The organism is Microbacterium xerophyticum (assembly GCF_053543555.1).
In genome coordinates, this window is record NZ_JBLVOB010000005.1 from 210,869 (window position 1) to 231,356 (window position 20,488).

Here is a 20,488-nt window from a genome sequence, read left to right on the forward strand (position 1 = left end):
TCCCACCCCCGATGCGTGCGCCCTTCTCTGTTCGACGACAAGGGAGTAGCGTGCGTCCATCCGACCGACACGGCCGAATGGAGAGGAACGCATCATGATCATCACTCCACCGTCTGCCGAGGAGGTCACAGGGCACGCGGCGTCGATGTATGACAGCGACACCCAGGACGACGGCTTCGTGTTCGCCCACACCCAGGTCATGGCGATCAACCCCGCGGCGCACGAGGCCTTCGAACGTCTGATCAAGGCGGTCGTTCCGTCGATCGGCATCGAGGTCTATGAGGCCGCGACACTCGGCGCGGCTCGCGCCATCGGCTCGTCGCACTGCCTCCTCGCACACGGGCGCAGAGCGATGCGCGCGGGGATCCTCGATGACGCAGGGCTGCGCGCGTTCGCCGGCCGTGACGATTCCGGTTTCAGCGCCGCGGAGCAGGCGGTGATCCGATATGCGGAGCAGCTGTCGACGAATGCTTCCGCGATGACGGATGCTGATGCTCAGGCCCTGCGCGACGTCGGGTTCTCGGACCGTCAGATCGTCGACATCACGTTGGCCGCCGCCGCCCGCAACTTCTTCAGCCGTGCTCTGCTCGCCCTCGACGTCCCCGTCGACGTCATGCCCGGTCTCGACCCCGTGACCGCCGCAGCGCTGACGACCCGCTGAGCCTGTCCGCGCGATCGCGGACGGCGCGTACGCTGAGTAGCGGCCGCGATCGACGCGGACAGGAAGGCCCCCAGTGAACATCACGTTGCTCCGACGTTTCGTCGCCGTCGCCGAGGAGCTGCACTTCCCGCGTGCTGCTCAGAAACTCGGCATCCCCTTGGCTTCGCTGTACTCGTCGATCGACAAGCTCGAGGAGGAGGTCGGCCAGCCCCTCGTCGCCCGCGAGGGCGAGACCAGGCTGACATCCGTTGGTCTGCTCCTGCTGCCAGAGGCGCAGCGCGAAGTCGCCGCGGCACCACCCGAGGAGAAGAAGCCGGTGAAGGCCGGCGGCAAGGCGAAGGCGTCGAAGGGTAAGGGTCGCGCGCCCGTCGTGAAGGGTCAGCCGAAGCCGTACAAGAAGCGTCAGGGGCGCTGAGAGCTCACAGCTCCACGACCTGGCCGGCCTCGACACGCCAGCGCCGATCGGTCTGCACGGTGTCGAGCATCCGCCGGTCGTGGGTGACCAGCAGCAGCGTTCCTCGATAGGAATCCAGTGCCTGTTCCAGCTGCTCGATGGCGGGCAGGTCGAGGTGGTTCGTCGGCTCATCCAGCACCAGCAGATTGATGCCGCGCGCCTGCAGCAGCGCCAGCGCCGCCCGCGTGCGCTCCCCCGGCGACAGCTCGTCGACGGGGCGCCCCACATGGTCGGCCCTGAGACCGAATTTGGCCAGCAGCGTGCGCACCTCTCCTGAGGCCAGCTCCGGGACCAGCGCTTCGAAGGCCTCGGCGAGCGGCCGGTCGCCGGTCAGCAGCGAGCGCGCCTGGTCGATCTCTCCGATCCGGATGCTGGCGCCGAGGCTCGCCGTGCCCTCGTCCGGATGCTGCTGACCGAGCAGCGCGCGAAGCAGAGTCGATTTTCCCGCGCCATTGGGCCCGGTGATGCCGATGCGCTCCCCCGCATTCACCTGCAGCGAGACGGGGCCCAGGGTGAAGGCTCCCTGCCGGAGCACGGCGTTGCTGAGCGTCGAGACCACCGAGCTGGAGCGCGGCGCAGAGCCGATCGTGAACTCGAGCTGCCATTCCTTGCGCGGCTCCTCGACCTCGTCGAGCTGCGCGATCCGGCTCTCCATCTGGCGCACCTTCTGCGCCTGCTTCTCGCTCGATTCGACAGACGCCTTGCGCCTGATCTTGTCGTTGTCGGGCGACTTCTTCATCGCGTTGCGCACGCCCTGGCTCGACCACTCCCGCTGCACTCTCGCCCGCGAGACGAGGTCGGCCTTCTTGTCAGCGAACTCGTCGTACTTCTCGCGCGCATGGCGGCGGATCGTGGCGCGCTCCTCGAGATAGGCGTCGTAGCCACCGCCGTAGACGCGGTTCGAGTGCTGTGCGAGGTCGAGCTCCAGCACGCGCGTCACGCTGCGTGCGAGGAACTCGCGGTCGTGGCTGACGAGCACGACGCCGCCGCGGAGACCGCGGACGAAGGCCTCCAGTCGCTCCAGCCCGTCGAGATCGAGATCGTTCGTCGGTTCGTCCAGCAGTGCGATGTCGAATCGCGAGAGCAGGAGCGCGGCCAGCCCGACGCGTGCGGCTTGACCGCCGGAGAGCGAAGTCATCAGCGCATCCTCGGCGCGCGCGCCTTCGAAGACGAGGCCGAGGTCGGCGAGCACCGCCGGGGTGCGCTCCTCGAGGTCGGCGGCGCCGCTCGCGAGCCAGCGTTCGAGTGCCGCGGAGTACACATCCGCCGGGTCGGCGCCGTCCGCAGCGAGCGAAGGGTCGCCGAGCGCCGCTGCCGCAGCATCCATCTCCCTTGTCGCGGCGGCGCAGCCGGTGCGGCGGCCGATGTAGTCGATCACGGTCTCCCCTATGACGCGCTCGTGCTCCTGCGGGAGCCACCCGACGAACGCATCGGAGGGCGCCAGGGTGATCGAGCCCGCCTGCGGTTCGTCGATCCCGGCGAGAAGCCGCAGCAGCGTGGACTTGCCGGCGCCGTTGGCGCCGACGACGCCGATGACGTCGCCGGGCGCGACGGTGAGGTCGAGGTCGTCGAACAGCGTGCGGTGGCCGTAGCCCCCGGCGACGCCTCGGGCCACGAGAGTTGCGGTCATCAGACGATTCTCCCATCGACGGCATCACATCGTTCATCGCGCTGCGCGACAATGGTCGAGTGGATGATCTGCGTGTGCTTCCCGGGCCGGGCGCGCCGCATGGACTCGTGATTCCTGCGAGCGAACTGCTCGAGCAGTTCTCTCGCTCCTCGGGGCCTGGCGGCCAGGGGGTGAACACCGCCGATTCGCGCGTCCAGCTCAGCCTCGATCTCGGTACGACGACCGCGTTGAACGAGACGCAACGTGCGCGCGTCGTCGAACGGCTCTCTTCGCGGCTGGTCCGATCCGTGCTCACGATCAGCGCCAGCGAGCACCGCGCTCAACGGCAGAACCGCATCGCCGCGCGTGAGCGGCTCGCCATGCTCATCCGCGACGCGATCGCTCCGCGCAGCATACGCCGCTCGACCAAGCCCACCAGGGGTTCGCAGCGGCGTCGGTTGGACGAGAAGAGCCGGCGGTCGCAGACCAAATCGAGCCGCCGGCGACCCAACGGTCAGGACTAGCGACGGATCGTCCTCAGTCCTTCCGAGTCCGCGACCGCAGCGTGTCGAGGCTCTGCTGCGCCGCGCGACGGACTTCGACCTCGGGATCCTTGAGCAGGGCCCGGACGCGGTCGATGTCCGCAGCGGTGCCGATGGCGCTCAGCGCCCTGGCCGCGGCAGCACGCACGCGAGGCACCTCGTCGCCGAGCAGGTCGGCAAGCGCGGATGCGGCGTCGAGATCGCGCGCGGCGGCGAGCCTGGCTCCCATCTCGCGTACCCGCCACGCGGGATTGGCCAGCGTGCTGACGAGGAGCGCGATCGCGGATTCATCCACGACGGACTGATCCCAGACATGCAGCAGCGCACGCGCACCCCAGAGCTCCGGCCAGTACAGAACAGGCGCGCCGTCGATGATGCCACGTGCATGCTCGCCGCCGACGAACAGCAGGAAGTCGGCGCCCTCGTTGTTCCCGGCGAGCAGGGAGAGGGAGCGCGAGACGACCGCCTGCTCGCCGTAGCGCTCGACGGCTACCGCCAGACGACGCTCAAGAGGAAGGTCGACGGGAACAGGAGCCGGGGATGCGGGTGAGTTTCGGGACACACTTCAACCATAGGTTCTCTCGGAGCGCGGCGAGACGATCCCTAGTCCCAGTCGAGGTACTCCTCGATGATCACGGCGGTCTCGATCGGATGCGTGGCCGGGAACAGGTGATCGGCGCCGTCGACGATCTTGATGCTCGCCCGCTCCGGCGCGGTGGACTGCAGTGCCTCTGCCGCTGCTGCGGGCGTGACCTGGTCTTCGGTGGCCTGCACGATGAGCACCGGGATCGCGGGGGCGAGCGGAATCTCATCGTCCTCGACGCCGAGCAGCAGCAGGCCGTTGACACGGTCGGTGTGCTCCGCGGCGAAGATGCGTGCAGCGGTACCGCCGAAGGCGTGACCGCCGATCCAGGTGTGATCGAGTCCGAGGTGATCGATCACTGCGAGGGCGTCTTCGACGCGCTCCTGCAGGGTCGCCGCACGATCCTGACCGCCTGATTCCGTACGTGGGCCGACGCGAACGACATGGAAGCCGGCCTCTTCGGCGAGATAGTGCGCGACGACTCCGAGTCCGTCTCCGCTGAGGGCACGGCCAGAGATCAGCACCAGGGGAACCGGGCCTTCACCCTCCTCGATGTACGGAACCGCGCGGCCGTCCGCGTCAAGAATGCTCTGCTGCGTCATGTGTCGTCTTCCCTCTGATGCTGGTGGCGGCCGGCTGGGGCCGCATTCGTCACAGACATCCACGATACTGTCCGCAGCTCGCGCCGACCTGTCCCGGTCGCTGTCGCCCGCTCATGATCGATCAGGAATCGAGAAGCGGCGGACGCCGCCTCGTCCTAGTTTGGTCACAGGTGCACGTCGCACCAGAACGAGAGAAGGGGCCGTCATGGCTGAGAAGACTGCGGGACTGTCCAAGGAAGAGCGCGACGCGGTCAAGCAGCGCGCCGCCGAACTGCGCGCCGAGGAGAAGGCCGGCAAGACCCGTGCGGCGGGTGAGAAAGCCGTACGCGAGGCGATCGCCGCACTGCCGGACGAGGACCGTGCACTGGCGGAGGGCATCGACCGCATCGTCGGCGAGGTCGCTCCTCAGCTGGTGCCGAAGACCTGGTACGGCTTCCCGTCGTACGCCGACGCGGATGGGAAGATCGTCGTCTTCTTCAAGGCGGCATCCAAATTCACCACCCGCTACGCGACGCTCGGCTTCGAGGAATCGGCGCAACTCGACGACGGCGACATGTGGGTGACGTCGTTCGCGCTGCTGAAACTGACTCCGGAGACGGAGAAGACGATCGCCGAGCACATCCGCAGGGCCGCCGGCTGAGGGCGTTCGCGAAGGTTGCGCCGACGGGGACCCGGAGCGGCAGAGTTCCGACGGCGGTCTTCGCGCGCGACGGCTTCACCCGACGCCGTGATGGCACGCTCAGCCCTCACCTGTGATCGGGAGCGCCGCTCCTGGTCCATCGTGGAGGAAGTGACCGGTTCTGCACCGTGGCGCTTCCGAGACGAACCGAAAGGTGGCCGACGTGTATCCGAGCAGCGACGATATGCCCTGGTGGGCCTGGCTCTTCCCCGTCGCCCTCGTGCTCGGACTCATCGTCCGGATCATCTGGGTGTGGAGGCGCGGCGGCTTCCGCCAGGCCGACACGCCTGCGCAGGCGACTGCCGGGCCAGGCTCGCCGACCTACCCGGAGGTCTGGGCGCGCGCCATGGAAGGTCGCACCCCTGAGCTGGCGCGTCCCGTCGATGTGCCACGACCGGAATCGGTCGAGGAAGTCTCGGTGTGGGCCGCTAGCGAAGACTTTCGCCGCACCGTGCTCGTGTCCGCCCCGGTGTTCTGGGTGGTGCTCCCCGTCGCCGCCCTCGGCTTCCTGATCTGGGGTTCGATCACCGATCCGGGCGACGGCTGGACGGGGAACATCTTCGACGACGAAAGCACCGGTCAACCGTGGAATTTCTGGCAGGTCTGGGTCGTCGTCGCGATCTGGCTGCTCATCGCCGTCGGCGTCCTTGCCCTGCGGTTGAGCGTCTACGCGGACCTCCGGCTCGAGAACCAGCGGATCTATGAACACGGCGTCGCGCACTCGATCCACCGAACGTCCGTCGATTACGACGATGGTGAGGCCAGCTGGCCGACGTACATCGCTCTCGACCGCCGGCTCGATGATCAGCAAGCGGCGAGGATCCATGAGGCATTCGAGCAGTGGCTGTCGTCGACAGGGCTGCCACCATCGGGATCGGACCCGATCTCCTCGACGACGCTGTTCGGCGCGCAGGCGAAGGGCGGTTACTTCTTCCTCCATCTCCCGGTGTCGCAGACGTCCGGCGTCACCGCGGAACACCGGTGGTTGCTGATCACCGAGCCGCGCGACGACGAAGGCGACATCATCGTGACACCGGTGCCGGCGACGAAGCAACTGCGCAAGATCCGGGTGAAGCTGCGCAGGAGGGCCGCGAGGAAGGCGAGAGTATGACCGGGTCAGGTCATGCTTCGAAGCTCCACTTCCCGCCCTCGCGCAGGAACGGAGACCCCGGCCCCGGTTTCACGGCCCCGCTCTCTCCGCCCAGCCGTACCCCGTTGAGTTTGTAGCCGTCACGCCACACTTCCTCATGCTCTTCGGTGAGGAGAACCACGGCATCCGCGAGATCCGGGTCTTGGAAGGCGTAGATCTTCCACGTCGTCCCCGGGGCGAAGCGATCCCGCCAGGAGTCGTCGATCAGGTCGGCGAGTTCCGCTTCGTGCTCCTCACCGTCGGCGCCGCAGTATTGCACGGTGATGCTCTGCGCTCCGTCCGCGTCGTCGGTATTGAACATCACTCGCGCGGAGCGCGCCGTCCGGTCGAGCGCAGGCAGCGGCCCCCTCGTCAGCATCCACATTCCAATGCCCATGACCGCGGTGAAGACCGTCGACCCCACGCCTGGTATGAAAGCACCTCCGTCCAGATCATCGCCCAATCCCGCCCAGGCGACGAAGGGGATCCCTGCCAGCAGCGAGATGGCGATGCCGCCGCATCCGAACGCGGCGAGCACTCCGCCCGCCCAGCTGACTACGGGCGCGCCCTGCCTGATGCCGCGAGCGGGGACGATGAGAAGGTACACGGTGAGGATGATGCCGAGACCGAGCCCGATCCACATCATGGTGGCACGCCCCCGATCCGTGAACGAGAGCAGCACGATGCCCGCGATCAGCACGGCGATGCCGACACACGCGATGGGGACGATGTGCGCGAGCCAGAACGGCCCCTTCTCATCCTCCCGAACGACGACGGCGCGCCTGCGCATCGTGATCCTGATCTTCTTGTTCATGGTTCCCACTTCACCAGTTCGATCGATGTCGAGAGGTTCGGATCACGCCGGGCTCGTCGCGCGGCTCTCAGCCGGGCTTTCTCGCGCATATGACGTGCCCTGTCGCGTACCTTCTGAAAATCCGTCCGGGCAGGAATCGTTGTCACGATCACGCTCTCCTCACCGTCGCGTGGCTTGGTGATTAGCATCCATCGATGTTGCGCGCTCCCGTCAGGAAATTCGTTGAAGGGAACATGGAGGAAGAAGTAGCCGCCCTCGGCCTGTGCGCCGAACAGAGTCGTCGACGAAATCGGCTCCGAGCCGGACGGCGGCATGTGCCCGGCACGCAACCAGATCTCGAACGCCTCGTAGATCTGCGCCGCCGTCCGGTTGTCGAGACGATGATCGAGGGCGATGTACGTCGGCCGCGGCCCGACCTCGCTGTCGTCGTAATCGACGGAGGTGCGGTGGAGTGAGTGCGCGACGCCGTGTTCGAAGATCCACTGATCCTCGACGCGAAGGTCTGGATAGGCGCTCAGCCGCAGGGCGAGGGCACCGGCAGTGGTGAGCAGCCAGATCCCGACGCCGATCCACGCCTCCCAGAACGCCCAGAGATCACCGGAGTCGTCCTGGAAGAGACTTCCCGTCCAGCCCTCGCCGGGATTGGTGAGCGTGCCCCGGATGAGGTAGCCGAGGGCGACGAGCGGCAACAGCAGCTTGAACGCCGGAACGTAGATGAGATCGACGCGCCGGGATCCGATGCCCTCCCATAGTGCGACCTCCTCCACCGACTCCGGTCGCGGCGGGTCGCTCCGACCGCCGACTCGGCGGAAACGCACCGCCAGCGCGTTCTGCCAGGCCGACGGGTAGCTCCCATCGGTCGATGCGCCCGCGTTCGCAACGGCATTCCTGACCCAGAAAGCGGCGGCGCTCCTGTCATGGAGAACGGCCATCGCCCATCCGATGATCGAGGCCATCACCACGAGCGCGGTCACCCCTACGAGGAGCCACATCCACCATGGCGGTTCCTGGGCGGATGTGCAGCACACCGAATTCAGGGGATGCATCGTCTCCTCCTTCGTCTGGCGTGTCACGCCCTTGTGCGCTCTCATGATGCAGCGTGCTCCGCTCCTCCCGATCACAGGCGCCGGCGCCCGGCAGAACCTCCTTTCCTGTGATCGGGAGCACGCTCATGGGGCACTGTGGAAGCCGAGGGGCGCTGGCGCTGGCCCCCCTCAGCAGGGAGAGATGTGACCGGGCCGCAGAGCGAGGGATGGTGGCGGAATCACGGCAGTGCACAGCCTGTGCACCCCGGCCGGCGCGCAAGATCGGTCGCCGCACGGCAACGCGCGGAATGGGAGAGCCGGGCGCGCACTGCCGCGACCAGAGCCGAGATCCGCCGCTGGTCGAGGTGGGAGACGTTCAGCTTCTGGGTGATGATGGGCGCAGTCGCGGCCGCGTTCGCAGCGCCTGTTCTCGCGCTCGCCACCGCGATCTGGGGCGCGTTCGACGACCGCGCTCCGTCGTGGATGTGGACGCTCTTCGGACTGCTCGGAGTCGCCACCGTACTCATGATCATCGGCTCGATCCTCGGCTCGCGTGCGAAGGAACGCAGAATGACCGCACTCTACGCCGATGGCCAAGCATCCGAAGGCCGGCTGACCGAGGTCATCACCCACCCCGGCGGCGGCGACGACCAGACCACCTACGAGTTCCTGATCACCGCTGAGCTTCCCGGCCCGGCGGTTCTGCACCGGAGACTCTACTGGGGCGAGGACGACGGATGGCCCCCACCGGAGCGCTGGACAGGTCGCCGGATCCGTTTCCGCCACAACACGCTCGACCCCGACGATCTCTACGACGTGCGCTTCGACGGCTGGGGGAACAAGCGCCCGGGCGATCGACGATGACAGGAACCCGCAGGAACGGACGTGCTCAGTCGAGCACTGACTGGACGATCTCGGCGATGCGCTTCTCCGTGCTCTCATCCACGGTCTCGAAGTACCACGCGGCTGGCATCAGGTTCGCTTCCGCGCCGCCTGCAGCTCGGAAATCCACCTTCTCGGTGAGCGCGAGATTCAACCGTTCGTCGTTGCGCAGTGTCACGAGTGCGGGAGTGCTCGCAGACTTCGCGTAGGCGGGCATCCCGTACCAGATCCGCGGTTTGAGGTCGGGTGCCGCAGCCACGATCACGTCATGCACGCGCTGCATGACAGAACGCCTCGGCTCGTCCATCTTCGAGATCTTGTCGAGCACCTGGGCCAGGTTCTTCTCGTCCTTCGATGACATGTCTTGTCCTCTCGTAGCCGGTGCAAAGCATCGGCGCAATGAAGTCGGCGCATCTGTGCGCCGCACTCCATCCGGACATGTCCTGAGCTTCTCAGGCCTCTCCGCGATGATTCACGTGGGTCGCCACGTGGAAGCGCAGTCGGTGGCGTACCACCGCGACCAGGCTAACCGATACTCAGACGGATTTCGACGTGCAACAGGCTGAAATGCCGCCCCGCCCAGAGACGAGGTATCACCCTCGATGCCAAAGGATCGTCGGTTCACCGCACGCCCCGCGTGGCTTGGCTCCACGCTCTAGACGTTGAACCTGAACTCCACGACGTGCCGAGTCGTGCCGAATATAGACGCAGGAGTTGATCTGCGACTCGCCCCCGACACATAACTGCAGGTCAGGAGTGGTTCTGCGTCATGTTGAAGCGGAACGCGACCGGTCAGGGTTGCAGCCGCCTGGCCCGCGCAGGCCCTACTCCCTCTGTCCGCACGGCTCGAGCCTGTTCGGCAGTGGCCGTCGGATCCCCGTGCTAGCATCGAGTCATCACGATCAGCCCGTTGCCGCAAGGCGCGGGCTGATTTTCTTTTCGCGAGGATCTTCATGGTCGAGTACACGAAGCCCTGGCTCTCCCTGGAGCAGCAGGTCGAGCGGTTTGCGAGCCGCGGCGTCGATGTCGGCGACCGCGACCACGCTGCAGCGGTCCTCAAAGCGGTGGGCTACTACCGGCTCACCGGCTACCTCTATCCCTTCCGCGAGTCGGAGACGTACATCGACGACGAGGACCGTGAGCGCACCCGCGTCCTGGGCGGCTACAGGACGGGGACGACGCTGCGCCACGCCGAAGAAGTCATCGACTTCGACCGGCGGCTGCGCATGCTCGTCATGGACGGAGTCGAGCGCGTCGAGGTCGCCGTGCGGATGCAGCTGGGCTATGTCCTCGGACGGTCTTCGGCCTTCGCCCACGAGGATCCCGCGTGCTTCACGAAGGCGTTCACCGAACCGGGCACCGACCCCGACAGCGGGAAGCCGGTCCCCAGCTCGCACGCCAGATGGCTGGAGCGCGCCGGCGAGCGGCGCGCCAAGTCCGATGAGCAGTTCGTCGCCCACTTTCGGGAGAAGTACGACGACCGCATGCCGGTCTGGGCGCTCACCGAGCTACTCGAGCTCGGCCAGCTCTCCGTCCTCTACAGGGGCCTGCGCCAGCAGGAAGCCGAGGAGATCGCCGTCGCCTTCGGGGTGCCGACGAAGAAGATCGTGGTCAGCTGGCTGGCTAGCCTCAACTACGTGCGGAACGTCGCAGCGCACCACGCACGGCTGTTCAATCGGAAGCTCCAGCACGCGCCCGCGCGGCCCAAGACGGGGCAGGTGTCGGTACTCGACCACCTCCGCGACGAGCAGACCGCGAAGGGCGTCTTCGGCACGTACAACGCGTTGGCCGTGATCGCCCACCTCCTCCCCTCGATCGAAGCGGGAACGGACTGGCACCGGAGACTGGCCGGGCTTCTACGGGAGTTCCCGGCGTCGCACTCCCTGTCGGTCGCATCCATCGGCGTCCCCGAGAGCTGGGAGTCGCTGGAGCTCTGGCGGCGATGACTCTCGGTCTCAGAACTCATTCCTGAGACTCAACTACCGAGACAGACCTTCCGAGACTGGGAACCCTGCGGGGATGCGGGGGTCTCGGTCTCGACCAAGGAGATGGTCAACGACTCGAAGCACGAGTTCAGCCTGCTCCGCGGCCAGCGTAGGCCGAACCAGCCGCTGATTCGGACCGCGCCCCGAGGCCGGCAACGACGCTCGGGGCGGGTGTCGTCACGCTTTTCTTCGCGCTTACCCTGGCCACTCACCCGACAAGTTCCGATGTCGCGCGCAGGAGTGGGGATCGCGCAGTAGTCTCTACCTACCGAGATGGGAGATCAGGCATGGACGTAAGCAAGCAACTGGCGCAAGCATGGGCAGATGTCGAGGCAGCGGGCCTCCCGGAGCACGTTCAGGGCGTCGCGCTTGTGGAGGCGCTTCGCATGCGCGTCGGAGACACGGCAGCATCGAGCCGCTCGGGCAACGGTGACTCCGGCGTAACACCCAAGGGCGGACCTACGAAGAAGGCCTCGATGAAGCCACAGGCGGCCGGGGGCGGCGGCCCCCCCGCCGGCACAAACGCGCCAGTTGACGAGGAAGAGTTCTTCGCCGCGATCGCTCGCGAGACTGATGTCCCCCTCGATACCCTCGAGAGCCTGATCTTCCTCAAGGACGGCGCGCCACGCCTCAACGTGACGCGGCGAGCGCTCGGATCGTCCTTGAAGCAGGGTCAGATCACAGTCGCCACCCTGATCGTTGTCGCACGACACTTCGGCCTCGGAGAGGCCGAAGTGCAGGATTCGGCGGTGCGCGAGGAGTGCCAGCGCCTCGGGATTTTCGACCGGAACTTCGCGGGTAACGTGAAGGGCATCCCAGGACTCCTACAGACGGGGGACCGGTCGAAGGTCTTCAAGGTTCGTGCGGCAGGTGTAGATTCCTTCGTCGCCACGATTGGCGCGCTGACCGGCGAGACCAAGGCGGAGTAGCTTGGCGCTCACCGTCGCGGACCTCGAGTCCGAATTCTCCGCAGCAGGGGTGCCCGCGCCAGTCGCCAAGGAGTTGTTCGACGCGTTCAAAGAGATGAAGCGTCGCTTCGCTATCCACGACCTGCGCCCGAACGTCGTGGAAGGGGGACGCTTCTCGGAAGCGGCGTTTCGTGTCCTCCAGTGGTTGACGACCGCCCAGCACACGCCGATCGGGACAACGCTCCCCAAAGTCCCTACGCTTCTCGGGACGCTGGCCTCCTCAGGGCACGCCAGTGACAGCGTGCGCCTGCATATCCCCAAGTCCTTGGCGGTCATTTACGACATAAGGAACAAGCGCGACGCGGCTCACCTGGCGGACGGCATCGATCCCAACGTGCAGGACTCAAGCCTGGTGGTTGCCACGGCTTCATGGGTGCTGGCCGAGTTCGTTCGGCTCCTGTGTGCCTCGGACCCGGACGAGGCACACGCCGTCATCAACGCCCTCGTGGAGCGGGACATCCCAGTAATCCAGGAGATCAACGGATTCCCGGTCATCCTCAAGAAAGTGGCTGCCTCGGATCGCGCGCTGCTCCTGTCCTACTGGTCGCCCGTGCCGGTGCCGTTCCTGACCTTGCGGGACTGGATGCCGAAGGCGTCGCAGCAGAACCTGAGGCGCACTCTGGCGACGCTTGAGTCGAAGCATTTAGTGCACGTGGACAGGGACGATCGGGTGCACCTCACGCTCGTGGGCGAGCAGCACGTTGCGCAGTCAGGCCTCTTGAAACCTGCGTAGGGTCCGCTGTTAGCGCGAGCAGCGTCATCTTGACAGTCGGGGTATGAACCACCGAGCCCCGCACGCCAATCGGCGAGCGGAGCGATGCTGGCGTTTCTCGCGCCTACTGCGGTCCGCAGGTCTGCCATCTGGTGCAGAGCGCCCGCGAGGGTGCGTGCCTCGTCACCCGACAGGTCGTCGGTGGCCTGTCAGTCCACGCCAATCCAGACGCCGGTCTCGTTGTCCCACAGTGCCGTCAGCGCTGCCGCACGCGCGTCGCTGCACGACCGGCACTCTTCCACGCGGCGCGTGGTGCCCGTGACCGATGGGAAATTCCAGACGGGCAGGCGCTGGCCGCACGCACCCTCGCGGACTTGTGTCCCTCGGCCTTGGCGGTATCGAACGTCCCCAGGACGGTCCGGGTGCGGGCTTGCGGCTCGCTTCGGCGCGGCCGCCTTCGCGGACGTCGCGGCGGTCGTGCGAGTGGCGCAAGCCGTCGATCGCTCCTAGGGTCGAAACTGGACCCCGGTCACCTCTTCGAACTAGATGTTCCTCCGTGACGGAACTCCACGACGTCGCCGTCCTGCATGACGTAGTCCTTGCCCTCGAGGCGGGCCTTGCCCTTCGCGCGGGCCTCGGCGACCGATCCGGTCGCGACGAGGTCGTCGAACGAGATGACCTCGGCCTTGATGAAGCCCTTCTCGAAGTCGGTGTGGATGACACCCGCAGCCTGCGGGGCCTTCGACCCCTTGGGGATCGTCCAGGCGCGAGCCTCTTTCGGTCCGGCAGTCAGGTACGTCTGAAGTCCGAGAGTGTCGAAGCCGACACGGGCGAGCTGGTCGAGCCCCGACTCGTCCTGCCCGGTCGATGCGAGCAGTTCGGCGGCATCCTCGGGATCCAGGTCGATGAGCTCGGATTCGATCTTCGCGTCGAGGAAGATGGCCTTGGCCGGCGCGACCAGAGCTTCGAGCTCCGCCTTGCGCGCAGCATCCGTCAGCACGGCCTCGTCGACGTTGAAGACGAAGATCACTGGCTTCGAGGTGAGCAGGCCGAGTTCCTTGATCGGAGCGAGGTCGATGCCGCTCACCGAAAGCAGGATGCCGCGTTCCAGAGCATCCTTCGCGGCGTTCGCCGCTTCGAGCACCGACGGATCGGCCTTCTTGCCGCGCACTTCCTTCTCGAGGCGAGGAATCGCCTTCTCGACGGTCTGCAGATCGGCGAGCATCAGCTCGGCGTTGATCGTCTCGAGGTCGCCCTTGGGGTTGATCGCACCGTCGACGTGCACGACGTCGTCGTCGGCGAAGCCGCGGACGACCTGCGCGATCGCATCCGCCTCCCGGATGTTCGCGAGGAACTGGTTCCCCAGCCCTTCACCCTCGCTCGCACCGCGCACGATACCGGCGATGTCGACGAACGACACCGCCGCGGGAAGGATGCGCTCACTGCCGAAGATCTCCGCGAGCACGTCGAGACGCGAATCGGGAAGGTTCACCACACCGACGTTCGGCTCGATCGTCGCGAACGGATAGTTCGCCGCGAGCACGTCGTTCTTGGTGAGTGCGTTAAAAAGAGTCGACTTGCCGACGTTGGGCAAGCCCACGATCCCGATAGTTAGAGCCACGGGATACGAGTCTACCCGGCGCGGATGCCGCGGCTCAGCCGCGCACGGCGCGGAATGCTCGCGTCACATAGGGCACGTCGATAGTTCCCGATCCGTCGAGGCCGATCTCATCGAACAACGTGTCCATTCCGCGCCTGATGAGCCTCTTCTCGTCCTCCGACGCCGTGATGACGTAACTGCGCGATGCCGCCATGCGGTGCAATTGCGCGCGGGTCATCCGTCGGATCCATTCCCATCGCTGAGACTCCAGTTCGCCGACCGGCGCCGCCACCACGGGCCCCTCGTCCTCGAGGAGTTCCTCGGCGACACTCGGGTGCATCGCCGCGGTCAGTCGACGCACCCACTCCACACGGCCATCGCGCGTGTTCCAGATCAGCCCCAGCGTGCCGCCGTCACGCACGACGCGCCCGATCTCAGCGGACGCCGCGACCGGATCCACCCAATGCCACGCCTGGCCGAGCACCACGGCATCGAGACCGGAATCCGGCAGCGGCAGGTGCTCGGCAGTGCCCGTGAAGGTCGGCACGCCGGGAACGCTCTCCCGCAGCTTCGCAAGCATCACCGGGTCAGGATCGATCGCGACGACCTCGGCATCCGGCGCCGCGACGAGCACTCGCGTGAGCTTGCCCGTGCCGGCGCCGATGTCGGCGATCCGGCGCGATCCGTGCGGCAGGTTCTCGAGCATCCAGGCGACCGCATCGAACGGATACTCCGGCCGCGCAGCCTCGTAGTGGTCGGCCGCCGCACCGAAGGAAGTCGCCCGCGCATCGCTCATATCGCCAGCCTACGGCGAGTCTGCGGCATCGCGCATGACCCCGGAGAGAAGGTGGTCAGGTGCCCCTGGACTTCACCGCAATCGACTTCGAGACGGCGAATTCCAGTCCCGCCTCGGCATGCTCCGTCGGACTCGTCCGCGTTCGCGACGGCCGCGCCGTCGCCACCGCGAGCTGGCTCATCCGTCCTCCGGCAGGGCACGACGAGTTCCAGGACTGGAACATCAAGATCCACGGCATCCACCCTCACCAGGTGCGCACGGCCGCGACCTGGGAAGAGCAGTTCGACCGCCTGTGCTCGTTCGCCGGCGCCGACGTGCTCGTCGCGCACAATGCCGGTTTCGACACGAAGGTGCTGCGCACGGCATCCGAGGTCACCGGTCTCGAATGCCCGCCGTACCGTTCACTGTGCAGCCTGCAGGTCGCACGCAAGATCTACGACCTCGACTCGTACCGCCTGCCTGTCGCCGCCGCTGCCGCAGGGTTCGCCGAGTTCTCCCACCACGACGCGTTGGCGGATGCTCGGGCCTGCGCCCAGATCGTCATCGACGCTGCCGCGCGCGCCGGTGCCGCGGACGTCGACGAGCTCGCCCTGGCCCTGAGCCTGCGCATCGCAGAACCGCCCGTGCGCGTGCTGGAGCGCGCCGTAGCCTGACGCAGCGCGCCGCTGCCGCACCAGGGCACAATGAGTGCATGACGAATCCCACCGGCGACTCCCCCGTCAGCCTCGAGGTCATCGAGGGCACTTTCGATCTCGCGCGTCAGGGCCGGACCGGCCCGCTCGGCGAGATGATCGACGCCGGTGTGCCGATCGACGTGCGCAATCCGCGCGGCGACACCGTGCTGATCGTGGCGACGTACGCCGAGCAGGAGCACACCGTCGCAGACCTCGTGCGTCGCGGCGCCGACCTGAACGCGCTGAACGCCGCGGGGCAGACCGCGATCTCCTGCGCGGTGTTCCGCAAGAACGAGACCCTGCTGCGCATGCTGCTCGACGCGGGCGCCGATCCGGATGCCGGACCTCTGTCGGCCGTCGCGATCACCGAACAGTTCGCGCTGCCAGAGATGCGCGCGATCCTCGACGAGTACGCGAGCCGCTGACACCAGCGGCGCCGTGAGCGGAGCGGCGTGCGTAGGATGTCGGTGGCCGGGTGCACCCTGGAGCCATGGATGCTCCGCTGATCGCTCTCATCGCCGCAGTCGCACTCGCGATCGGCCTCGTCGTGGGCTGGTTCGCACGTGCGGCGCGTGACGCCGCCGAGCACACTCGCGACACCACCGAACTCGCTCGAACCCAGGCCGAGCTCGCCGCCGCCCGAGACGATCGCGACCGGCAGTACGACCTGTATCGCGATGCCGTCGAGCACTCCCGCACCGAGCAGCGCGCGGAGGCGCAGCGCGTGCAGCAGCAGAACGCCGTTCTGACGGCGCTGGCTCCGGTGCGCGAGTCGTTGCAGCAGATGCAGAGCAAGGTCGCATCGCTCGAGCAGGAGCGGCATGCGCAGTTCGGCACCCTCACGGAACAGCTGCGCAGGGCGCAGGAGTCCGATGAGGCGCTGCGTGCGACGACCGAGTCACTCGCGGGTGCGCTCCGTTCGACATCGACCCGCGGAGTGTGGGGCGAGACGCAACTGCGCCGTGTGGTCGAAGCGGCGGGTCTCACACGTCACGTCGACTTCGACCTGCAGTCCACGATCTCGTCGGATCGCGGCCAGGGCCGCCCCGACATGGTCATCCGCCTCGCCGGAGGAAGCTCGATCGCCGTCGATGCCAAGGTGCCCCTCGACGCGTATCTCGAAGCGAGTGCGCTGACGGGCGGTGACGCGCAGGAAGGGCAGCGCCGCCAGTTCATGCAGAAGCACGTCAAGGCCGTCCGTGCGCACGTCGACGCGCTGGCGAAGAAGGCGTACTGGTCGGGCCTCGATGCGAGCCCGGAGTTCGTGATCTGCTTCCTGCCCAGCGAGTCGCTTCTCGCATCTGCGATCGATGAAGACCCGACGCTGCTCGACTACGCGTTCAGCAAGCGCGTCGCGCTCGCCTCTCCTGTGAACCTGTGGGCCGTGCTGAAGACCGTCGCGTTCACCTGGACCCAGCAGGAGGTCTCGACCGAGGCGCGCACACTGCTCAACCTCGGAACGCAACTGTTCGACCGCCTCGGCGTCGTCGCCGGGCACGCCGATGACATGAGACGGGCGCTGGAGCGCACGGTGGAGAGCTACAACCGCTTCGCCGGCTCGCTGGAGAGCCGCGTGCTGGTCACCGCCCGCCAGTTCCCCGGGATCGACGCGTCGGCGCTGGAGGCGGCTCCGCAGCCGATCACGACCACACCGCGCCGATTCACCGCGCCGGAGCTGGTCGGCAACGCCGAGCCTGCTGAGCGTGCAGCGCTGTTCGAGAACACGCAGCTGGACGGGATCCAGGCCGACCTCGACGCCGTGCGGCACCGTGTGGACGAGAGTTAGGCGTTACCGGGCACCCAGCTGAGCAGGGCGATCACGAGGCCGGAGCTCACGACGAACGCGCCGATCATCCACCACGAACTGAGTTCGTGCCCCTCGGGCCGCCGCACACGGAAGAGCACGTCCGCGCGGCGTGCAGGGTCGACGTTCGGGGGCGCCACTGTCGCGGCCGCTGCAGCGGCGACACGCGCAGCCTCGTCTTCGGGAGTGATCCGAAGGATGCGGCCGGTGTTCGTGGTGACCGTAGCCGTCGCCCGTGACTTCGCGTCCCGTGTCTGCTCCGTGGTCATCTCACCCTCCTGGATGCCGTCACGAACTGTGACGGCGACGAACCCAGGCCCTATTGTGCCAGCAAAGGCTGAGTAAGACCGGTAGCAGCACCGTGCTGGTATACCGGCTGGGTAACGATCAGCGCGGCGCGAAATGCGGAAACGAGGCGTCTGGCCTTAGAGCCACTTGGAGACGAGGTGCTCTGAGGCGATGCGACGAAGCGTCCCGGACGCGCCGCGCAGCACGACCGATTCCGTGTACACGTAGTTTCCTTCGCGGCGCACGCCGGCGACCAGCTGGCCGTCGGTCACGCCGGTCGCGACGAAGATGGTGTTGTCGCCCTTGACCAGGTCGTCGGCCTCGTAGACGCGGTCCATCTCGAGTCCGGCGTCGATGCCGCGCTGACGCTCGTCGTCGTCCCTGGGCCAGAGCCGCCCCTGGATGTGACCGCCGAGCGCCTTGATCGCGCACGCCGTGACGATTCCCTCAGGGCTTCCCCCGACGCCGACGCACATGTCGGTGCGCGCACCGTGACGCGCGGCGTTGATGCCGCCGGCGACGTCGCCGTCGCTCATCAGGCGCGTCCCTGCGCCAGCCGCACGGATCTCTTCGATGAGCTTCTCGTGCCGCGGACGATTAAGCACGGACACGACGAGCTCATCGACGGGCTTGCCGAGCGCACCGGCGAGCAATCGGATGTTCTCCCCGATCGGCAGGCGGATGTCGACGACGCCGACGCCGGCGGGTCCGGTGACGAGCTTGTCCATGTAGAAGACGCTCGATGCGTCGAGCATCGTGCCCCGATCGGAGACGGCGATCACGGAGAGGGCGTTCTGGCGTCCTGCAGCGGTGAGCGAGGTGCCGTCGATCGGATCGACGGCGATGTCGCACTCGGGACCGCGACCAGCGCCGACCTCCTCGCCGTTGAACAGCATCGGCGCGTTGTCCTTCTCGCCCTCGCCGATGACGACCCGTCCCTGGAAGTTCACGGTGCCGAGGAACGCTCGCATGGCGTCGACCGCCGCACCGTCTGCTGCCTCTTTGTCTCCACGACCGATGAACGGCACGGCCCGGATGGATGCGGCCTCGGTCGCACGCACCAGTTCGAGTGCGAGGTTTCGATCGGGACGCAAGGGGCTCATATCGGCCGTCAGACTCACCATGTGGTCAGCCTATCCAGGCGACTGCGTGGAATCGCGGGTGTTTCGCGCGAATTCACGCGAAGGAATCGCAGTTCTTAACAATGAGGAAGAGAGCAGGGCCAATGCGGGCCCGCGGGCCCGCGGCATCCGCTCGCCTGCACCGATAGAGTGAAAGCTGTCCCGGCTTCATCTATCGCAGGAGTTTCTCATGCCCGTCGCCACTCCGGATCAGTACGCAGAAATGCTCGACCGCGCGAAGGCCGGTGGCTTCGCGTATCCCGCGTTCAACGTCTCCAGCTCACAGACCATCAACTCCGTCCTCCAGGGGCTGACCGAGGCCGGATCCGACGGCATCATCCAGGTCACCACGGGCGGTGCCGACTACTTCGCCGGTCACACGGTGAAGGCCCGCGCCACCGGCGCTCTCGCCTTCGCACGCTACGCCACGGAGGTCGCGAAGAACTACCCCGTCACGGTCGCCCTGCACACCGACCACTGCCCGAAGGACGCCCTCGCGGGCTTCGTCGAGCCGCTGATCGCGGCATCCGAGGAAGAGGTGAAGGCCGGCCGCAACCCGATCTTCCAGTCGCACATGTGGGACGGCTCGGCCGTGCCGCTCGACGAGAACATCGAGATCGCGAAGGACCTGCTCCCCCGTATGAAGGCGATCAACGCGATCCTCGAGGTCGAGATCGGCGTTGTCGGCGGCGAAGAGGACGGCGTGCAGCACGAGGGCTCGAACGAGGCCCTCTACACGACGATCGCCGATGTCACGCAGGCCGTCGAGGCCCTGGGCCTCGGCGAGCAGGGACGCTACATCGCCGCTCTGACCTTCGGCAACGTGCACGGCGTCTACAAGCCGGGCGGCGTGAAGCTGCGCCCTGAACTGCTCGGTGAGATCCAGGAAGGCATCGCGGCGAAGTTCGGCACCGGCGCCAAGCCGCTCGACCTCGTCTTCCACGGCGGCAGCGGCTCGACGGATGAGGAGATCGCCCTCGCGGTCGCCAACGGCGTCATCAAGATGAACATCGACACCGACACGCAGTACGCGTACACGCGTGCGATCGCCGACTACATGTTCAAGAACTACGACGGCGTCCTGAAGGTCGACGGCGAGGTCGGCAACAAGAAGCTGTACGACCCCCGCGCCTGGGGCAAGGTCGCCGAGTCGGCGATGGCCGCCCGCGTGGTCGGGTCGACCCGCCAGCTCGGCTCGTACGGCCAGTCCAAGAGCTGACCTGCAGATCCTGAGGATGCCTCGACCCCGTTTCGGGTCGGGGCATTCTCGTTCCCGGGCGCGGTCGATGCAGCAGGTGCTTGCCACACGGCGTCGCGAGGAGCATCGTGGAAGCATCCGATCCGCGAGGGAAGGGTGTGATGACGATGCAGGCGAAACCCGGTGACCGATTGATCGTCGAAGGACGCACGGACACCGCGCACAGGCGCGAAGGCGAGATCGTCGAAGTGCACGGCGACGAAGGCTCACCGCCGTATCTGGTGCGGTGGGACGACGGGCACGAGGGCACGGTCTATCCCGGACCAGACGCGCACGTCGCCGAGGGCTGAGCCGGTCGGCGC

The 20,488-nt window shown here is 67.0% G+C and carries 24 protein-coding genes; 14 read left to right on the top strand and 10 right to left on the bottom strand.

What is annotated here, in order from left to right; all coding sequences use genetic code 11:
• The first annotated feature begins 94 nt into the window (after positions 1-94).
• Together ACNPNP_RS05510 and ACNPNP_RS05515 are read left to right on the top strand one after the other, a co-directional pair.
• Positions 95-661: a carboxymuconolactone decarboxylase family protein gene (locus ACNPNP_RS05510; RefSeq protein ID WP_448965052.1), complete on the top strand. Its 567-nt coding sequence runs from the start codon at positions 95-97 to the stop codon at positions 659-661.
• Positions 662-734: 73 nt separating this feature from the next.
• Positions 735-1,076, top strand: a complete 342-nt coding sequence (locus tag ACNPNP_RS05515) for a LysR family transcriptional regulator (RefSeq protein WP_448965053.1) — start codon at positions 735-737, stop codon at positions 1,074-1,076.
• A 4-nt stretch (positions 1,077-1,080) separates the two neighbouring features.
• Here the strand turns inward: ACNPNP_RS05515 and ACNPNP_RS05520 are convergent, their stop codons facing one another.
• Positions 1,081-2,745, bottom strand: coding sequence for an ABC-F family ATP-binding cassette domain-containing protein (locus ACNPNP_RS05520; RefSeq protein WP_448965054.1), 1,665 nt, complete (start codon positions 2,743-2,745; stop codon positions 1,081-1,083).
• Between the two features lie 59 nt (positions 2,746-2,804).
• Here ACNPNP_RS05520 and arfB point away from each other — a divergent pair, with 59 nt between their 5' ends.
• Positions 2,805-3,248, top strand: a complete 444-nt coding sequence (gene arfB, locus ACNPNP_RS05525; protein WP_448965055.1) for an alternative ribosome rescue aminoacyl-tRNA hydrolase ArfB — start codon at positions 2,805-2,807, stop codon at positions 3,246-3,248.
• Between the two features lie 13 nt (positions 3,249-3,261).
• Here the strand turns inward: arfB and ACNPNP_RS05530 are convergent, their stop codons facing one another.
• Together ACNPNP_RS05530 and ACNPNP_RS05535 are read right to left on the bottom strand one after the other, a co-directional pair.
• Complete coding sequence (locus ACNPNP_RS05530; RefSeq protein WP_448965056.1) at positions 3,262-3,828, bottom strand: HEAT repeat domain-containing protein; 567 nt, start codon at positions 3,826-3,828, stop codon at positions 3,262-3,264.
• Between the two features lie 41 nt (positions 3,829-3,869).
• Entirely contained in the window at positions 3,870-4,451 is a 582-nt protein-coding gene (locus tag ACNPNP_RS05535) for an alpha/beta fold hydrolase (RefSeq protein ID WP_448965057.1), read from the bottom strand.
• A 205-nt stretch (positions 4,452-4,656) separates the two neighbouring features.
• On the opposite strand from ACNPNP_RS05535, the gene ACNPNP_RS05540 reads away from it, so the two are divergent.
• Both ACNPNP_RS05540 and ACNPNP_RS05545 read left to right on the top strand, forming a co-directional pair.
• Positions 4,657-5,091, top strand: a complete 435-nt coding sequence (locus tag ACNPNP_RS05540) for a hypothetical protein (RefSeq protein WP_448965058.1) — start codon at positions 4,657-4,659, stop codon at positions 5,089-5,091.
• 223 nt (positions 5,092-5,314) lie between these two features.
• On the top strand, positions 5,315-6,241 hold the full coding sequence (locus tag ACNPNP_RS05545) for a hypothetical protein (protein ID WP_448965059.1): 927 nt from the start codon (positions 5,315-5,317) through the stop codon (positions 6,239-6,241).
• 10 nt (positions 6,242-6,251) lie between these two features.
• Here ACNPNP_RS05545 and ACNPNP_RS05550 read toward each other — a convergent pair whose 3' ends face one another.
• Positions 6,252-7,073 (bottom strand): hypothetical protein, encoded by an 822-nt coding sequence (locus ACNPNP_RS05550; protein ID WP_448965060.1) that lies wholly within the window; start codon positions 7,071-7,073, stop codon positions 6,252-6,254.
• Complete coding sequence (locus ACNPNP_RS05555) at positions 7,070-8,119, bottom strand: hypothetical protein (RefSeq protein ID WP_448965061.1); 1,050 nt, start codon at positions 8,117-8,119, stop codon at positions 7,070-7,072. The genes ACNPNP_RS05550 and ACNPNP_RS05555 overlap by 4 nt, the downstream gene beginning before the upstream one ends.
• A gap of 183 nt (positions 8,120-8,302) precedes the next feature.
• On the opposite strand from ACNPNP_RS05555, the gene ACNPNP_RS05560 reads away from it, so the two are divergent.
• Positions 8,303-8,962, top strand: a complete 660-nt coding sequence (locus ACNPNP_RS05560) for a hypothetical protein (RefSeq protein WP_448965062.1) — start codon at positions 8,303-8,305, stop codon at positions 8,960-8,962.
• 25 nt (positions 8,963-8,987) lie between these two features.
• Here the strand turns inward: ACNPNP_RS05560 and ACNPNP_RS05565 are convergent, their stop codons facing one another.
• Positions 8,988-9,341 (bottom strand): DUF1801 domain-containing protein, encoded by a 354-nt coding sequence (locus ACNPNP_RS05565; protein ID WP_448965063.1) that lies wholly within the window; start codon positions 9,339-9,341, stop codon positions 8,988-8,990.
• Positions 9,342-9,933: 592 nt separating this feature from the next.
• Here ACNPNP_RS05565 and ACNPNP_RS05570 point away from each other — a divergent pair.
• From ACNPNP_RS05570 to ACNPNP_RS05580, 3 genes are all read left to right on the top strand, one after another.
• Positions 9,934-10,926, top strand: a complete 993-nt coding sequence (locus ACNPNP_RS05570; RefSeq protein WP_448965064.1) for an Abi family protein — start codon at positions 9,934-9,936, stop codon at positions 10,924-10,926.
• A 425-nt stretch (positions 10,927-11,351) separates the two neighbouring features.
• Positions 11,352-11,894 (top strand): hypothetical protein, encoded by a 543-nt coding sequence (locus tag ACNPNP_RS05575; RefSeq protein WP_448965065.1) that lies wholly within the window; start codon positions 11,352-11,354, stop codon positions 11,892-11,894.
• A 1-nt stretch (position 11,895) separates the two neighbouring features.
• On the top strand, positions 11,896-12,666 hold the full coding sequence (locus tag ACNPNP_RS05580) for a hypothetical protein (protein ID WP_448965066.1): 771 nt from the start codon (positions 11,896-11,898) through the stop codon (positions 12,664-12,666).
• A gap of 508 nt (positions 12,667-13,174) precedes the next feature.
• Here ACNPNP_RS05580 and ychF read toward each other — a convergent pair.
• Positions 13,175-14,266 (bottom strand): redox-regulated ATPase YchF, encoded by a 1,092-nt coding sequence (ychF, locus tag ACNPNP_RS05585; protein WP_448965067.1) that lies wholly within the window; start codon positions 14,264-14,266, stop codon positions 13,175-13,177.
• Positions 14,267-14,300: 34 nt separating this feature from the next.
• Complete coding sequence (locus ACNPNP_RS05590; protein ID WP_448965068.1) at positions 14,301-15,041, bottom strand: class I SAM-dependent methyltransferase; 741 nt, start codon at positions 15,039-15,041, stop codon at positions 14,301-14,303.
• A gap of 59 nt (positions 15,042-15,100) precedes the next feature.
• On the opposite strand from ACNPNP_RS05590, the gene ACNPNP_RS05595 reads away from it, so the two are divergent.
• The 3 genes from ACNPNP_RS05595 to ACNPNP_RS05605 all read left to right on the top strand — a co-directional run bounded on the left by ACNPNP_RS05595 (position 15,101) and on the right by ACNPNP_RS05605 (position 17,501).
• Entirely contained in the window at positions 15,101-15,694 is a 594-nt protein-coding gene (locus ACNPNP_RS05595; RefSeq protein ID WP_206476755.1) for a 3'-5' exonuclease, read from the top strand.
• Between the two features lie 38 nt (positions 15,695-15,732).
• Complete coding sequence (locus tag ACNPNP_RS05600) at positions 15,733-16,140, top strand: ankyrin repeat domain-containing protein (RefSeq protein WP_206476756.1); 408 nt, start codon at positions 15,733-15,735, stop codon at positions 16,138-16,140.
• Positions 16,141-16,205: 65 nt separating this feature from the next.
• Positions 16,206-17,501, top strand: coding sequence for a DNA recombination protein RmuC (locus tag ACNPNP_RS05605; RefSeq protein ID WP_448965069.1), 1,296 nt, complete (start codon positions 16,206-16,208; stop codon positions 17,499-17,501).
• Here ACNPNP_RS05605 and ACNPNP_RS05610 read toward each other — a convergent pair.
• A complete protein-coding gene (locus ACNPNP_RS05610) occupies positions 17,498-17,788 on the bottom strand; it encodes a hypothetical protein (protein ID WP_206476758.1) in 291 nt (96 codons plus the stop codon). The two genes, ACNPNP_RS05605 and ACNPNP_RS05610, sit on opposite strands and share 4 nt — an antisense overlap.
• 156 nt (positions 17,789-17,944) lie before the next feature.
• Positions 17,945-18,931 (bottom strand): class II fructose-bisphosphatase, encoded by a 987-nt coding sequence (glpX, locus tag ACNPNP_RS05615; protein ID WP_206476759.1) that lies wholly within the window; start codon positions 18,929-18,931, stop codon positions 17,945-17,947.
• Positions 18,932-19,118: 187 nt separating this feature from the next.
• Here glpX and fbaA point away from each other — a divergent pair, with 187 nt between their 5' ends.
• Together fbaA and ACNPNP_RS05625 are read left to right on the top strand one after the other, a co-directional pair.
• Complete coding sequence (fbaA, locus tag ACNPNP_RS05620; protein ID WP_206476760.1) at positions 19,119-20,147, top strand: class II fructose-bisphosphate aldolase; 1,029 nt, start codon at positions 19,119-19,121, stop codon at positions 20,145-20,147.
• 107 nt (positions 20,148-20,254) lie between these two features.
• Positions 20,255-20,476, top strand: a complete 222-nt coding sequence (locus ACNPNP_RS05625) for a DUF1918 domain-containing protein (protein ID WP_448965070.1) — start codon at positions 20,255-20,257, stop codon at positions 20,474-20,476.
• Positions 20,477-20,488: the final 12 nt, after the last annotated feature.